Below are 14,289 nucleotides of genomic sequence, written 5' to 3'. Positions count from 1 at the left end.
AGATCGTATCGTCGGCGACCGTTACAGTCGGGTCGACGGCCGCCCCGGGTGACCTTGATCCAGTCTGAGCACTTGGACGCGATCGCTGGCCATTTGGGTCGCTCACGCGTAGCGCCCCATGAGTTGACTGCTCTTCTGCCAGGCGCGGATGGTAATCCCCATCAGGTGAGGCCTTGCTGGAACGAAACCCGTCACTATCTGGTTGTCCGCGCGGTGCCATTCTGGCCCCTGCCCGCTCTTCAGTTGGATGCGTTGCCGCGGACGTACCGGCCGCAACCGACAGGAGGCAAAAACCAGTTTTCCGGCGACGGCCGGATCCGCCTAGTCCTGACAGAAGTCAGAGGCCCGCCGTTTGCCAACGGCGGGCTTAATATTTTGGAGCTCAGGCCTCAGGCGACAGTCTCGGCGAGGTCCTTTGCAACCTTGAATTTCACGACGGTCTTCGCGGGAACCTCGATCGTAGCGCCAGTCGATGGATTGCGGGCCTGTCGAGCTTCGCGCTTAGCTGACGACAGCTTCCCAACACCACTTAGCGTTACATTTGCTCCCGACTTGAGAGCCTTAGCAACGACGCCTGAAAGCGAAGCCAAAACTGCCGAGACATCCGCCTTCGATTTTGCGGCGTCTTCGGCGATTGCCGCAATAAGCTCGTTCTTCGTCATCATTTCCTCCAGCACTTCCACGGATCAGTTGATGATCAGTTGGCCTTGGCAGCCTTACTGCGGACAGGAGTCTTCCGGCGCTGCTGGCCCAGACCCATCCGCTTGGCGAGTGAGGAGCGAGCCTCTGCATATGAAGGAGCAACCATTGGATAATCGGCTGGAAGGCCCCATCGAGCGCGATATTCCTCGGGAGACAAATTGTAGGCCGAGCGCAAATGCCGCTTCAGCGACTTGAACTTTTTACCGTCCTCAAGGCAGATGAGGAAATCGGGCGTGATCGACTTCTTAACTGCCACCGCAGGCGTCGGGCGCTCCTCACCGACGGGCGCAGGCGGAGCGCCCAGGCCCGAAATCGCGGCGTGCGTCGTTGCAATGAGCCCAGGAAGATCGACCATCGGCACGCTGTTGTTCGAGACGTAAGCGGACACGATATCGGCCACCAATTCGATGAGGTTGTCGCTGGTTTCGGCCATGATGCTCTCCGAAGATTCGATCCGATTATCGAATCGCCGAGACAATCGGGAATCAAGTGCTCTTCACGTCGACTAGGCCGCTCGAATTTGCGAATCAAGGCTCTGGACGATAGCCATCCAAACGAAGTGCATGATGAAGACTTCAATTCGTCGAATTCGATTGATTGACGGTAGAGCGCATTTCGCGCTTTGATGCCTCGTTCCCGTACAGCTCAATAAGTGGCGTACTCCATCGATGCAGAGTTCTTGGATTTTTTCGACACGAACGCGAGCCGTCTGGCTGAGAACGTTGGCCCTCCTGGCGTTGGCGGCAGTGATACTTGCGCCGGCGCTGCTTTTCCGCTGACCTCCCGGCACCATTCGGGGCGAGGTAACTCCAACTCCAGCGAAAATGCCAGCGATCGGTGAAAGCGGTTTAGATTGAGCCGACTCCTGTGCCCTCAAGCTATGTTCAGCGCCGGCAACGTCCTCGCTGCCGTCTGCATCGCCGCGACCGTCAGCTATTCGTTAGGTCTCGACCTAAACGATCGGAAATCGTAGCTTTGCAAAGCGCATCGTCTCGACCGACATCATGCCCGAGCTTCCGGCGAAAGCTTGTAAGGGCTGAGAACCTCGTCCAGCTCGGCTGGAAAGGCTGCCGCCCGCCGCGTAGCCAGACTGACATTGACAGCGAGTTGGTCCATCGTCGCGGCAACGAAGCCGTGTTCCGAATGCCGCATTTCGAGACTGGTCCACAGCCTCTTGTCGTCAGCCTTGTCGATTGTCAGACTGACCGTGAGTGGCGCGTTGGCCGTGACTTCCCTGAGATAGGCAATGGTCGCCGTCACGGTGAATAGTCCGAAGCCGAACCTTCGCGTATAGGCTTCCCCAAGCCCGAACTCGGCTAGAATGTCATGCCCCAGGTCATCGAAGAGTTTGACGTAATAGGCCATGTTCATGTGGCCGTAGATATCGACCCAAGATGGATCGACATGGGCGCTGCGGATACTGGCCGGCGACCTCAACATGGTGCTCATAATCAGACGATACGCGGCCAGTGGCAGGCCAACCAGCAGCTAAATGGTTCGGGTCTGGTGCGTTATTCGTTCGTGACAGCGTGATTGTCCGGAAAGGTCTGGAGCAGCCATTTGCGGAGTGCCGCAATCGAATTTTCGTTCCAGCGCCGCGCCTGCGTGATGAAGTAGTATCCTCCCATGCGAATATTGGTGGGCACCATTTCCTCAAGTTCTCCCCGCAGCAGGAGCTCCCCCGCCATGAGATCGCTGACGAGGGCGACGCCCTGCCCGAGAAGCGCGGCCTCGACAGCCAAGTGGCCATGCCAGAGCCGCGGCCCGCGGAGCCGAGGTGTCTCCGTGATGCCGGCATGATCGAACCAGTTCTCCCACTGCCTCGTCGACCGCTCATGGATCAGCGGCAGCTCGGTTAAGCTAGCGACGCTGACCGCCTCGGGATGCTGCGCCTTGAACGAGGGGCTGGCGACGGCAAGAATCCGGGGGCGGAAGAATATCTCGCCGCGAAGCTCGTCGGGAAAGCTCGGGTTTTCCAGATAGTTGATCTCGGCATCGACATCGCCCTGACTGAAATCAGGCCGGGATGAAATGGGCTGTAGAATGATCTCGCGACCGCCCAGGAACTCTTCGATCTCGTGCAGCCGGGCGAGCAGGCGCTGCGATGCGAGACCAGCCATACAACAAATGTGGAGAGCGTCACTGCTGCCGCTCCACAACTCGCCTGTCGCATCCGCGATGAGATCCAGCGCATGCCGCATCTGGACGGCATAGCGCTTGCCTTCCCGCGTCAACGCCAAGCCTCGCCCCGACTTCTGGACGAGTTTGATCCCGATCGACAATTCGAGGTTCTGGATGTGACGCGAGACGACGGTATGCGAGACAGCCAACTCGTCGGCCGCGCCCCTCACCGTACCCGTCCGCCCGAACGTCTCGAATGCACGCAATGCCAGCAACGGTGGAAGACGGCGGCGCATCGCGAACTCCCCTGACCGCCTGCTGCACCAGACAGCAATCGCAAATACCGATTTGCCTCTTAAATCAAGCGAGTCCAGGGTGGTCGTCAAGCACAATTCGGTGCGCCTCATGCACCAATAAGGGCATTTCAAACTGCTTGTTGAGTTGAGGGAACGCCATACGCTCCAGGTTTCTGAAACCGGGGTAACCATGAGTGAGCGACACATCGGCAAAAACCTCGATCGTCGGTGCGTACGAGTCGCCTCGCAGGCAAGCGCCCCGTCTGCATCCCTTCGCGTTGCAGATGGAGTGCATCTCGGGTGCGCTCGCGGATGCCGGCCTCGCCCTGTCAGACGTTGACGGCCTGTGCGTGGCTGCAGGCGATTGGGCTGAAGGCGGTGGCGTTAGCAGCCTGACCGAGTTCGCCGAATATGCCGGCATCAAGCCGACATATTTTGACAGCACGGATGTCGGCGGATGCTCCTACATCGTTCACGCCGGCCATGCTGCCGCAGCTATCGCAGCCGGGCTCGCCGATGTGGTCGTCATCAGCTACGCGTCCTGTCCGCGCTGGTGGCCGCTCACCACGCCGTCCTTCGACCCCTTCGTATTGCCAGCCGGTCCCGGCCAGTTCGAGCTGCCCTATGGGCCGACATTGATCTCCGCCTACGCCATGTTCGCGCAGCGCCACATGGCCCTCTACGGTACGACGTCCGAGCAGCTGGCGAAGGTCGCGGTCACCTTCCGGCAGCATGCCGCGAATAATCCCGACGCGCGCTTTCGCACCCCTTTGACGATCGATGACGTTCTCGGCTCTGCGATGATCGCGACGCCGCTGCGCAAGCTCGACTGCTGCGTGGTCACGGATGGCGGGGGCGCAATCGTCATGACCAGTCGGGAAAGGGCGCGCGATTGCCGGTCCAAGGCCGTTCACTTGGCGGGCTTCGGAACAGCCGTCGCTAGGACGCAAATTAGCCAGATCGACCATGATCTCACCACGCCGGCGGCAATTTCAGGCCCGCGCGCCTTTGCCATGGCAGGCGTCGGCCATGCCGATATCGACGTCGCCCAGCTCTACGATGCCTTCACGATCACGCCCATGCTGGCGCTCGAAGATCTCGGATTCTGCGCGAAGGGCGAAAGTGGCGCTTTTGTCGATGACGGGCATCTGACGCTGGGCGGCATGCTTCCCTGCAACACGGATGGCGGCGGCCTGTCCTCCAACCATCCCGGCAAGCGCGGCATCTTCGCCATGATCGAAGGTGTGAGGCAGTTGCGGGGAGAAGGGCCTGGCGTTCAGGTCCCCGATGCCGAAGTAGCCCTCGTGCACGGTCTGGGTGGGACCTTCTGCGCTGCCGCGACAGCAATCCTGACAGTCTAGGGGAACCATGACAGCGCTGAGTTCTCCCATCACCGATATCGTGTCCGATCCATTCTGGCTGGCCACGCAAGCCGGCAAGCTCATGATCCAGCGCTGTCCGGTAACGGGACGTCACCAATGGTATCCCCGCGCGCACTCGATCTACGCACCCGAGGCGACGCCGGAATGGGTCGAGGCCAGCGGGCGCGGCACGGTCTTTTCCTTTTCCACCATCCATCGCGGGAACGGGCCTATCGACGCTCCCTACACCTGCGCCCTGATCATGCTCGAGGAGGGCGTGCTCATGCTGTCGCGGCTGGACGGAATCGCCGAGGCCGAGTTGCAGGTCGGCATGCCGGTCGCCGTCGCCTTTTCGCCATTGCCGGACGGCATCTCCCTCCCGGTCTTTCGCCGTCGGGAGACATGACGATGCCCGTCCCTTTCCTTGAAATCGAGACGGGCCGAACCGCCATATCGGCCCGGATTACCGTGACGGAGACGCATATCGTGCTCTTCGCTGGCCTGACAGGCGACTTTAACCCGCTGCACATGGATGCCGCGTTCATGGCCGAGAGCGCCTATGGCAAGCGCATCGCCCATGGCATGCTCGGCCACTCGCTCAGCACCGGCCTGCGCTCCGTCATCGACGACTGGGCAATCGAGGCATTCCTCGAGACGCAGCGCCGCTTCGTCGGCCCCATCTTCGCCGGGGACACGATCCATTACGAGGCGAAGGTCAAGGAGACCCGCGAGAGTCGCTCCAAGCCGGGTCGCGGGATCGTCCGGGTCGCCATGACGCTCAAGAACCAGCGCGGCGAAACCGTTCAGGAGGGCGAGGACGTGTTGCTTGTCGGCCCCAGCGAACAGGGACGCGCACCGTGATATCGGGCCGTCTCGAAGGTCATACCGCGTTCGTCACTGGCGGCGCCGGCGGGATCGGCTCCGCGATCTGCGAGCGCTTCGCCAGCGAGGGCGCACGTGTCGTTGTCGCCGATCTGGTCCTCGACCAGGCGGTCGAGGTTGCCCAGCGACTGATCGCAAAAGGCCATTCCGCCTGTGCGGTCGCGATCGATGTCGCGACCCGCGACAGCTGGAACACGGCGATAACCTCCCTGCCGACTGCATTCGGCGAGGTCGATATCATGGCGAATGTCGCCGGTATCGTCCGCGACCGGTCGTTGACGAAAATGACCGACCACGAATGGGACCAGGTCATCAACGTCAGCCTGCGCGGCACATGGCTCGGCTGTCAGACCGCTTTCGCCTTGATCGGAAAGAAGGGTTGGGGCCGGATCATCAACACCGCCTCGACAGCGATCCTCGGATCCTTCGGCCAGTCCAACTACTCATCTGCGAAGGCTGGCATCGTGGGACTGACCCATACTGTGGCGCTTGAGGGCGCCAAACGCGGAATTCTCGCGAACGCCATCGCTCCCGGGATTGTCGAGACCGCTATTCTGGCGGATGTGCCGGCCGCGCTCCGGGAGAGCTGGATCGAGAAGATGCCGCTGGGCCGGACTGCTCAGCCTTCCGAGATCGCTTCGGTCGCCGCGTTCCTGGCCTCGGATGATGCAAGCTACGTCACCGGCCAGGTGATCGTCGTCGATGGAGGCGCGACCACGGGCGACTACTGATCAAGCCTTCAAAGCAATGCTTCAAAAAAACCTAACAGGGGAACCAGCCGATGACGACGCTCAACAGAAGACATGTCCTGCTTGCCGGTGCTGCAGGTATCGCCGCCTCCGCGGCTCGCATCGTGCCCGCCAGCGCAGCTGACGACGCCCTCTACGCGGCCGCAAAAAAGGAAGGCGCGCTCAACCTCTACTGGGGTTCATATGAGCAGAAGACGATCGAGGAAATTCGCGATGCTTTCAAGGCGAAGTACCCTGGAATCGAGGTGAACCTGCTGCGGCAGGCGTCTCAGACGGTCTACACGCGCCTGCGCCTGGAGATCCAGAACGATGCGGTCCAGTGTGACTCGCTAGGTACGACCAACCTGCTCCACTACATCGACCTGAAGAAGATCGGTGCGATCCAGCCGCACAAGCCGGCCAATATCGAGATGGTGCCGGCGGATTTCCGCAACCTGGATCCGGGCAACGCCTTCCATGTCGGTGCTATCAGCCTGACGACCATCAACCAGTCATCGAAGGTCACCTCCCCGCCGAAATCCTGGCAGGCGCTGCTCGACGCGCCCTGGGCCGGCAAGATCACGACGGGCAGCCCCGCCTTCTCTGGCGACGTTGCAAGCTGGGTCGTCGCAATCCGGAAGAAATACGGCGACGACTTCCTGAAGGCCTTCGCCAAGCAGAAGCCCAAGGTCGGCCAGTCGAACGTCGATACCGTGACTGACATTCTATCGGGCGAACGATCCGTCGGTTCGGGGGCTCCCTTCAGCTACTCGCTCGCGCAGAAGGTTGCCGGAAACCCGATCGATGTCACCGTGCCGGAAGATGGCGCAATTCTGAATCTCGGATTGGTGGCTGTCCCGACCAAAGCGCCCCACCCGAATGCCGGCAAGCTCTTCACAGACTTCCTGTACTCGGTCGAGGTGTCCCAGATCCTGTCTAAAAACTTCTGGCCGACACTTCGCACCGATGTGCCCTGGGCCGAGGGCCGCACGCTCCAGTCGATCAAGTGGTATCGCAACCCGGTCGACAATCTCGCCGCAGAGGTTACCGAGGGCATCGCCAAGTGGAAGGAGATCGTCGTCTGACGATCTCCTTCCACTCGCAGCGCCTGAGTTCTCGACGGAAATCTATCTGCGGCAGGTGCGCCTCGCCCGGGCGCGGCTGGCTTTGATCAGTGTTCAAAAGAGCTTCCATGACCCTGTCGATCCCGACGATGCCGACCCGGTCAGCGTCCATTGGCCATCTACGCCATCACGTGCTGCGCTGGGTCGTTCTGGCGGTACTCCTCGTGGCGCTGTTTCTGCTGGTGGTCCAGCCGCTCGGCTGGATCCTCTACAACAGCCTGCATGACGACGACACCGGCCTGTGGACCCTGGGCAATTACCGCCAGATCTTCGCCTCGGCGGCGTTGATTAAGCCTGTCCTCAACTCGCTTCTGCTTGCGAGCGCCGTTGCCGTTCTCTCGACGCTTCTTGGGGTGCCCCTGGCCTGGCTCGTGGCACGGACCGATCTGCCGGGCCGCGGGGTGATCCGCGTGCTCACTCTGGCCGCCTTCGTGACCCCGTCCTTCATCGGTGCGCTCGGCTGGATTCTGCTCGCCGCACCGAATTCGGGATGGCTCAATGTCGGCTGGCGGTCCGTCACAGGCGCGCAGACGCCGTTGATGAACATCTACACGATGATCGGCACGATCTTCGTCTGTGCGATCTATACCGTGCCCTATACCTTTACCATGGTCTCGAGCGCGCTCGACGAAATGGCGGTCGAGCTCGAGGATGCCGCGACAACGCTCGGCTCCGGCGTCATGCGGACGATGATCACCGTGACCATCCCCTTAGTGATGCCGGCCGTGCTGGTCAGCTTCATTCTGTCCTTCATTCAGGGAATGACGTTGTTCGGCGTGCCCGCGTTCCTGCTGACCCCAAGTGGCACGCTCGTGGTCACAACGAAGCTCGCAGAATTCTACCAGCTCTTCCCCCCTGCCCTGTTCTTGTCGGCGGCTTACTGCCTGCCCCTCGTCATTGTCACGGGCGGACTTTTCTATGCGCGACACAAGATCCTAGGCCGGCGACAGTTTGTGACCGTGGGAGGAAAGGGCCGCGCCGGCCGACTGATCAGGCTGAAAAAATGGCGCCTGCCGGCACTGGCCTTCGCTCTCATCGTGCCGGTCACCGCCGTGTTGCTGCCCTATGTCGCGATCGTGCTCGTTTCCCTCAGCAAAGCATGGGGTCTGGGGCCCGTGCCGAGCAATCTGACATTACACTGGTATCGTTGGGCAATAACCGAGAACCCCGAAACCCAGCGCGCGATCGTCAACTCACTGCTCTATGCCGGAGTCGCGGCGAGCTTCTGCGTGCTGCTGGGGGTAATCGTCGCTTACATCGTCGAGCGGCGGCTGCTTCGCGGCGCAGGCTTGCTCGCCGTGCTGGTCACTATCCCGATCATCATTCCGGGCATCGTGCTCTCGGTCGGCTTCTTCTCCGCCTATACCCGCCCACCGCTGAATTTCTACGGCACCGGCACCATCGTCATCGCCGCCTTCGTCGCGACTTTCCTGCCTATCGCCTATTCGCAAGCCGGCTCGATCCTCAAGGGCATCAGCCCCGAAATGGAGCGGGCCGCGCGTAGCGTCGGCGCCAGCGAAAGCCGCGCCTTCGCCGCGATCACGGTGCCGCTCATGCGTGGCGGGCTCGTTGCAGGATGGCTCCTCGTCTTCATCCCGATCATGCGGGAACTTTCGGTGGCCATCTTTCTCGTGTCGACGAAGACCAACGTCATGACCACCCTGATCTACAACTACAAGGATGGCGGCAATTACGAAGCCGTCTGTGCTGCGAGCACCCTGCTCCTCGCCGCCACCCTCATGATCGTACTGCTCGCTCGTTTCATCACGGAGGGAGCCGCTCGCCGGAGGCGCAACGCAGCCAGCCTCGGAGAAGTCACATGAGCGAAATCCACATCAGGCAACTTAGTAGATCCTATGGCACCTACCAGGCACTGAAATCCTGCGATCTGATCATCCCGGACGGAGCCTTGCTTGCGCTGCTCGGCCCGTCGGGCTGCGGGAAGTCGACGACGCTGCAGCTTCTGGCGGGATTCGATACACCGAGTTCTGGCGAGATCTGGGCCGACAAGGAGTTACTTTCCAGCCCTCAGAAGGTGATCCCGCCCGAACATCGCGGGATTTCGCTGGTCTTCCAGAATTATGCGGTCTGGCCGCATAAGACCGTGGCCGAGAATGTCGCCTTTGGTTTGAAGCTGCGAAAGCTGAGCAGGTCGGAAGTCGAGACCCGGTTGAACCGGGCACTGGACATGGTCCGCCTCGGCGCCTTTCGTGATCGCTATCCGTTCGAGTTGTCCGGCGGCCAGCAGCAGCGCGTCGCGCTGGCGCGGGCGCTGGCGGTCGAGCCGAAGATCCTGCTTCTCGATGAACCCCTCTCCAATCTCGATGCGCATCTGCGCGAGGAGATGCGCTTCGAGATCCGGCGCGTCCATGACGAACTCGGCATCACCACCGTCTATGTGACACACGACCAGGGTGAAGCGCTGGTCACGGCCGATAAGGTCGCGGTGATGAGAGCGGGCGTCGTTCAGCAGTTCGGCTCGCCCGAGGACATCTTCGAAAAGCCTGCGAACACCTTCGTCGCGTCGTTCATCGGCAGCAACAACGAGATCAAGGGCGTCAAAGATGCCGGCGGCGCGCTCCGGGTGGGCGCAACGCCGCTGCGCGCAGAGGATCGCAGCAGCGTCGCGCCCGGCGAGCCGGCGATCCTGTGTATCCGCCCGTCGCGAGTGCAGCTGTGCGACCCGACTACGCCCGGCAACCGATTGGACGGCACCGTGAAGCGCAGCGCCTATCTCGGCGAGTATCGCGATGTCCTGATCGACCTTGCCGACGGCGGAACGTTGAGAGCCTTCGTCGCGCCCCATCTTCGGCCCTCGATCGGAGACCCTGTCTCCGTGCATCTGCCGCCCACCGCCTGCCAGATTCTGGATGCGCCCCAATAAGGGCCAGCCCAGTCAAGATCGATCGGATTCCTGCATGACCACGCATCAACAAGACGCGCCCCTCTTGAGGCAGCGCAAGGGCGACGTGGAGTGGCTGATTTTCAATCGCCCCCGGGTTCGCAACGCACTGTCCTCGGATATGGAGCAAGCCTTGTTCGAGGCGGTCAAGGCCATCGCGCAGGACGGCAGTGCCAAGGCGGTGGTCTTTACCGGCATGCGCGGCGAAAAGCCGGCTTTCATGGCGGGCGCGGATATGGGCGCACTGGCCAAGGCCGCCGATCCAGAGGAGGCGATCGCGATCGAGCGCGAGGCGGAGACATTGATCGTGGCGATCGAGGCGCTCCGGATCCCGACCGTTGCAGCCATGGCTGGCGCCTGTGTCGGTCAGGGCGCCTTGCTGGCCTCGGCCTGCGATGTCCGCATCGCTGCGCCTTCGTTGCGTTTCGGTTTCCCCATCGCCCGCACAGTCGGCAACTGCCTGAGCCTGATGAATTATGCTCGCCTGATCTCGATGCTGGGCGAGGCTGCAACCAAGGAGATGATCTTTAGTGCCAGGCTGCTCGGCGCCGACGATCTCCTGGCCACTCGCTCGATCCGCGCCATCGTGGCTGACGATGAGATCGACGATCGGGCTCAGGAGGTTGCCGAGGCCCTGACCAGGCTCGCTCCGCTTACGCTTTGGGCCACGCGCCAGGCCCTGCTGAGACTGCGCGACCACGGCGTCCCATCGGATGGCGACGATGACATTCTCACCGCCTGCTACGGATCCCGGGACATGCAGGAGGCGATCTCCGCCTTCCTCGCCAAGCGAGAGCCGCAATGGCTCGGCCGCTAGGTTTTGACAACGGAAGCCCGTGAAAATGAAGAGGCCGGACATGATGTCCGGCCTCTTTCGTACGATGGCACGATGCCCGAGCGAATAGCTTTTTTGCGTGAACGTCAGATCACCGCCTCGGCACGCAGCGCCTCGATTTCCTCCAGCGAGAACCCCAGGTCTTGCAGGATTATGTCGCTATGCTCGCCCAGCTCCGGTGGCGCCGTCTCTTCGGGAAGCGGCGTTTTCGGCATTTGGATGGGAACGCCGACGAAGCGGCGGCCCGATCCGACAGGAACCTCGGCGACCATTTTGCGCGAAATAACCTGCGGATCGGCGAGCGCCTCAGGAACGGAATTGATGGCGCTGGCAGGCACATCCGCATCGTCCAAGATGGCGAGCCATTGCTCTCGGCCGCGCTTTGCGAAGATCTCGGTGAGCACGGGCTCTAGTTGAGCGTGGTTGGCTGCCCGGGTAGAGCCGTCGGGAAAGCGGGAATCGTTCAGAAGGTCGGGGCGTTCGAGCGCACCACAGAGTCTTTGCCATTGCTCGTCGGTATCGACACAAACTGCGATGGGCTCGTCTGCCGTGGCGAAGGCTTGAAACGGTGCGATCAGCGGATGGCGACTACCCAGCCGGCGCGGCTCCTCGCCAGCGTTCAGGTAGCGCGCGATCGCGTTCTCCATCAGCGCGAGCTGGCAGTCCAGCATGGCGACATCGACGAAGGTGCCGCACCCCGTCCGCTCGCGCTGCTGCAGCGCCGACAGCACGCCGATCGTGGCGAAAAGGCTCGATCCGATATCGCCGATCGAAGCGCCGACGCGTGCGGGCGGTCCCGCTTCTTCCCCCGTGATGCTCATCATGCCCGACAGGGCCTGCGCGATGGCGTCGAATGACGGCTTGTGCTTGTAGGGCCCGGTCTGGCCGAAGCCCGAGATCGACGCATAGACCAGCCGAGGGTTGATCTTCGCGGCGGCATCATAGCCGAAGCCGAGCCTGTCCATGACGCCGGCGCGGTTGTTCTCGACGAACACGTCGGCGCCGGCCAGCAGCTTCGCGAAGATTTCCTTCCCGCGCGGGCTCTTGAGGTCGAGCGTCAGGCTCCGCTTGTTGCGGTTGACGCTCATGAAATAGATGCTCTTCTCGTCCCGGAACGGAGCGATAATGCGTGTGAAATCGCCCGCCCCGCGCCGCTCGATCTTGATCACGTCGGCGCCCAAGGCTCCCAGCAGCCAGGTACAATAGGGGCCGGCGAGCATATGCGTCGCGTCGATCACGCGAATGCCGGATAACGGGCCGCGCGAAGCGTCGTCTGCGCTCATGGTGGCAAAGCTCCTTGGATCAATCTGTCGCCGTTTCGGCAGCGTGACTGTCTTGGAATGCGCCGATCGGAACAATCAGCAATTTGGGACGCATCAGATGCTGAAAATGCACCAATTGGAGGCGCAGACAGGAGATCTGCTCGCGGCATTGCGTTGGCCGCGCTTCACGTCGCCTGTCCGCGCCAGCTCGCCTCTGCATTTACATTCCAGACGTTCGGAAAATCAGACAGGATCGGCTGGGCAGAGCCGCCGGTGCGCGACGTATAGGCATCACTCGTGCATCAATCAGACCAATCGCTGCGATAAAATCGGCTCCTTTTGAGTTAGACTGCCACGACAGCCGCTATGCAACGCCGATGCCGGGTGTAGGGGCCGTCCACCCCATCAACGGGCGCTTCCACAGCGAGTTCATAACACGCACTGGTTGCTGACACTTCCAGATGGGGCCATCGACAACAAGCCACCGAGCCTGCCGCAGACCCGGCGGAGCACCCAGCCCACCGCCGTGATCAAAGTCCGGGAAGTCCAACCTCCGGCGGTCCAGCAAATGGTCTCGGATCAAAGAAATCCAGGACTTTCCCTCAGGCCGGACGAGAAAAGGGTCTCAGGTAAGATTTCAGCGCACGCCCTTAGCGTCAAAGTTTTCGATTATTGATGCAAGTCTGGCATACGTGGGGTTGCGTTCGGAGGCAGGTCGTATGGGTCGTCACTTGAATAGCCGCCAGATTGAAGCATTTCGCGCAGTCATGCTCACGGGCACGACAACCGGGGCCGCTCAAATCCTCAATACGACGCAACCGGCCGTGAGTCGTACGTTGGCACAATTGCAAGCTGCCACGGGCATCAAGCTTTTCGAAATAAACAGAGGTCGTCTCACCCCCACCCCAGAGGCCAAGGAACTCTTCGATTCCGTCCAGCGGCACTTCCTTGGACTCGAGAAGATCGAACAGACCGTCACCGCGTTGCGTCAAAGCGGAACCGGCTTGCTGCGAGTGGCATGTACGCCGGTGCTCGGAATTTCCGTGATTCCGGCTGCGGCTCAACGTTTTAAAAACGATTTTCCCAGCGTTCGCGTGAGCCTTCATACGATTGAAACTCATCAGATGCAGGATGGACTTCTGAGCGGCATGTACGACATGGCCGTTTCGACCAGCCGGCTCAATTCGACGGGCCTTGATCCGCAACTAATTCATCAATCGCACGCTGTTTGCGTGATGGGAAAGTCCCACGCGCTAGCGACCAAAGCGCGGATAGATGTCGACGACCTCAGCGAATTTCCACTGCTCGCCCACCATCAAGACGATACGCTCCAACGTCGATTGGATTCGCTGTTGGAAAAAAAGGGGATCAGGCCGCCATCGATCATCGAAACCAATTATTCGGCGACTATCTGCATGTTGGCCGCTTCAAACCTCGGAGTTGGAGTGATCAGCCCCTATGCAGCGACCGTCTTCGCCAATGTCGTCCACATTGCCCAATTCCATCCGAGGATATCCATACAGACGGAAATGACATTTCCGCCAAACATCGCCCAGTCGAAACTAACTATAGCGTTCGCTGGGCATCTACGCGATGCGTTCACACAGCTCGGCTGAAAGCCGATCTCGATCGGGGGCTCGGTTCCCTCACGGACGCGCCCAATTCGGGTTTCGAATCCTTTTGATTGATGAGACAAATGAGCGCGCAATCGCCTCGCAAGTGTGGTCTGCCCCCATTGGGTGGCCCGGTTTCAGTCTAATGCATGGTCGGCTTCGCGGCCATGTCTGGCGATGGGTTTGGCGGCTGCACAATGGCGGTCGGTGCCGGAGCACGGTATCCGAGCGATGAGTGGGGCCGCACGGTGTTGTAGTGCTTTCGCCAGCTTTCGATGACAGCTTTGGCCTCGGCGAGGCTGTAGAAGACCTCGCCGTTGAGGAGCTCGTCGCGAAGTTTGGAGTTGAAGCTCTCGCAATAGCCGTTCTCCCAAGGCGAGCCTGGCTCGATGAAGGCCGTCTTCGCGCCGACCGCTGTGATCCACTCCCGCACTGCTTTGGCGACGAACTCGGGACCATTGTC

At 61.2% G+C, this 14,289-nt stretch carries 15 protein-coding genes; 9 read left to right on the top strand and 6 right to left on the bottom strand.

Annotation, left to right across the window (positions count from 1 at the left end; genetic code table 11):
* Positions 1-389: 389 nt before the first annotated feature.
* The 4 genes from C4S73_RS18345 to C4S73_RS18330 form a co-directional block, all read right to left on the bottom strand.
* Positions 390-662, bottom strand: a complete 273-nt coding sequence (locus C4S73_RS18345; RefSeq protein ID WP_103874246.1) for an HU family DNA-binding protein — start codon at positions 660-662, stop codon at positions 390-392.
* Positions 663-697: 35 nt separating this feature from the next.
* Positions 698-1,135, bottom strand: coding sequence for a Ros/MucR family transcriptional regulator (locus tag C4S73_RS18340; RefSeq protein WP_103873986.1), 438 nt, complete (start codon positions 1,133-1,135; stop codon positions 698-700).
* A 569-nt stretch (positions 1,136-1,704) separates the two neighbouring features.
* Positions 1,705-2,142 (bottom strand): acyl-CoA thioesterase, encoded by a 438-nt coding sequence (locus C4S73_RS18335; protein WP_160115828.1) that lies wholly within the window; start codon positions 2,140-2,142, stop codon positions 1,705-1,707.
* A 71-nt stretch (positions 2,143-2,213) separates the two neighbouring features.
* On the bottom strand, positions 2,214-3,119 hold the full coding sequence (locus C4S73_RS18330; RefSeq protein WP_103873984.1) for a LysR substrate-binding domain-containing protein: 906 nt from the start codon (positions 3,117-3,119) through the stop codon (positions 2,214-2,216).
* 194 nt (positions 3,120-3,313) lie between these two features.
* Between C4S73_RS18330 and C4S73_RS18325 the strand changes: the two genes are divergently transcribed.
* The 8 genes from C4S73_RS18325 (at position 3,314) to C4S73_RS18290 (ending at position 10,933) form a co-directional block, all read left to right on the top strand.
* Positions 3,314-4,480: a thiolase C-terminal domain-containing protein gene (locus C4S73_RS18325; protein ID WP_103873983.1), complete on the top strand. Its 1,167-nt coding sequence runs from the start codon at positions 3,314-3,316 to the stop codon at positions 4,478-4,480.
* Between the two features lie 7 nt (positions 4,481-4,487).
* Entirely contained in the window at positions 4,488-4,886 is a 399-nt protein-coding gene (locus C4S73_RS18320) for a Zn-ribbon domain-containing OB-fold protein (protein WP_103873982.1), read from the top strand.
* Positions 4,887-4,888: 2 nt separating this feature from the next.
* Positions 4,889-5,341 (top strand): MaoC/PaaZ C-terminal domain-containing protein, encoded by a 453-nt coding sequence (locus C4S73_RS18315; protein WP_103874245.1) that lies wholly within the window; start codon positions 4,889-4,891, stop codon positions 5,339-5,341.
* Positions 5,338-6,093: an SDR family oxidoreductase gene (locus tag C4S73_RS18310; RefSeq protein ID WP_103873981.1), complete on the top strand. Its 756-nt coding sequence runs from the start codon at positions 5,338-5,340 to the stop codon at positions 6,091-6,093. Before C4S73_RS18315 ends, C4S73_RS18310 begins: the two co-directional genes overlap by 4 nt.
* A gap of 50 nt (positions 6,094-6,143) precedes the next feature.
* Positions 6,144-7,175, top strand: a complete 1,032-nt coding sequence (locus C4S73_RS18305) for an ABC transporter substrate-binding protein (RefSeq protein WP_103873980.1) — start codon at positions 6,144-6,146, stop codon at positions 7,173-7,175.
* A gap of 107 nt (positions 7,176-7,282) precedes the next feature.
* Complete coding sequence (locus C4S73_RS18300) at positions 7,283-9,037, top strand: ABC transporter permease (RefSeq protein WP_200828047.1); 1,755 nt, start codon at positions 7,283-7,285, stop codon at positions 9,035-9,037.
* The gene (locus C4S73_RS18295; protein ID WP_103873979.1) at positions 9,034-10,098 is read left to right on the top strand and encodes an ABC transporter ATP-binding protein; all 1,065 of its coding nucleotides are present in this window, start codon (positions 9,034-9,036) and stop codon (positions 10,096-10,098) included. Before C4S73_RS18300 ends, C4S73_RS18295 begins: the two co-directional genes overlap by 4 nt.
* 34 nt (positions 10,099-10,132) lie before the next feature.
* Positions 10,133-10,933 (top strand): enoyl-CoA hydratase, encoded by an 801-nt coding sequence (locus tag C4S73_RS18290; RefSeq protein ID WP_103873978.1) that lies wholly within the window; start codon positions 10,133-10,135, stop codon positions 10,931-10,933.
* A gap of 104 nt (positions 10,934-11,037) precedes the next feature.
* Here C4S73_RS18290 and C4S73_RS18285 read toward each other — a convergent pair whose 3' ends face one another.
* The gene (locus C4S73_RS18285; protein ID WP_103873977.1) at positions 11,038-12,234 is read right to left on the bottom strand and encodes a CaiB/BaiF CoA transferase family protein; all 1,197 of its coding nucleotides are present in this window, start codon (positions 12,232-12,234) and stop codon (positions 11,038-11,040) included.
* A gap of 698 nt (positions 12,235-12,932) precedes the next feature.
* On the opposite strand from C4S73_RS18285, the gene C4S73_RS18280 reads away from it, so the two are divergent.
* On the top strand, positions 12,933-13,829 hold the full coding sequence (locus tag C4S73_RS18280) for a LysR substrate-binding domain-containing protein (protein ID WP_103873976.1): 897 nt from the start codon (positions 12,933-12,935) through the stop codon (positions 13,827-13,829).
* A 139-nt stretch (positions 13,830-13,968) separates the two neighbouring features.
* Here the strand turns inward: C4S73_RS18280 and C4S73_RS18275 are convergent.
* The coding region (locus C4S73_RS18275; RefSeq protein ID WP_146071404.1) for an integrase core domain-containing protein at positions 13,969-14,289 on the bottom strand (321 nt) is incomplete at its 5' end.

It is taken from the genome of Allobosea lathyri, from assembly GCF_900108245.1.
Taxonomy (GTDB): Bacteria; Pseudomonadota; Alphaproteobacteria; order Rhizobiales; family Beijerinckiaceae; genus Allobosea; species Allobosea lathyri.
Note: the sequence above shows the minus strand (reverse complement) of the source record. Positions and strands in the feature narration are given on the sequence as shown.

What these genes read in the sequence shown, in the direction of transcription:
- C4S73_RS18345 (WP_103874246.1), bottom strand. Translation starts at nt 662, where the DNA reads ATGACGAAGAACGAGCTTATTGCGGCAATCGCCGAAGACGCCGCAAAA.
- C4S73_RS18340 (WP_103873986.1), bottom strand. Translation starts at nt 1,135, where the DNA reads ATGGCCGAAACCAGCGACAACCTCATCGAATTGGTGGCCGATATCGTG.
- C4S73_RS18335 (WP_160115828.1), bottom strand. Translation starts at nt 2,142, where the DNA reads ATGTTGAGGTCGCCGGCCAGTATCCGCAGCGCCCATGTCGATCCATCT.
- C4S73_RS18330 (WP_103873984.1), bottom strand. Translation starts at nt 3,119, where the DNA reads ATGCGCCGCCGTCTTCCACCGTTGCTGGCATTGCGTGCATTCGAGACG.
- C4S73_RS18320 (WP_103873982.1), top strand. Translation starts at nt 4,488, where the DNA reads ATGACAGCGCTGAGTTCTCCCATCACCGATATCGTGTCCGATCCATTC.
- C4S73_RS18315 (WP_103874245.1), top strand. Translation starts at nt 4,889, where the DNA reads ATGCCCGTCCCTTTCCTTGAAATCGAGACGGGCCGAACCGCCATATCG.
- C4S73_RS18305 (WP_103873980.1), top strand. Translation starts at nt 6,144, where the DNA reads ATGACGACGCTCAACAGAAGACATGTCCTGCTTGCCGGTGCTGCAGGT.
- C4S73_RS18300 (WP_200828047.1), top strand. Translation starts at nt 7,283, where the DNA reads ATGACCCTGTCGATCCCGACGATGCCGACCCGGTCAGCGTCCATTGGC.
- C4S73_RS18295 (WP_103873979.1), top strand. Translation starts at nt 9,034, where the DNA reads ATGAGCGAAATCCACATCAGGCAACTTAGTAGATCCTATGGCACCTAC.
- C4S73_RS18290 (WP_103873978.1), top strand. Translation starts at nt 10,133, where the DNA reads ATGACCACGCATCAACAAGACGCGCCCCTCTTGAGGCAGCGCAAGGGC.
- C4S73_RS18285 (WP_103873977.1), bottom strand. Translation starts at nt 12,234, where the DNA reads ATGAGCGCAGACGACGCTTCGCGCGGCCCGTTATCCGGCATTCGCGTG.
- C4S73_RS18280 (WP_103873976.1), top strand. Translation starts at nt 12,933, where the DNA reads ATGGGTCGTCACTTGAATAGCCGCCAGATTGAAGCATTTCGCGCAGTC.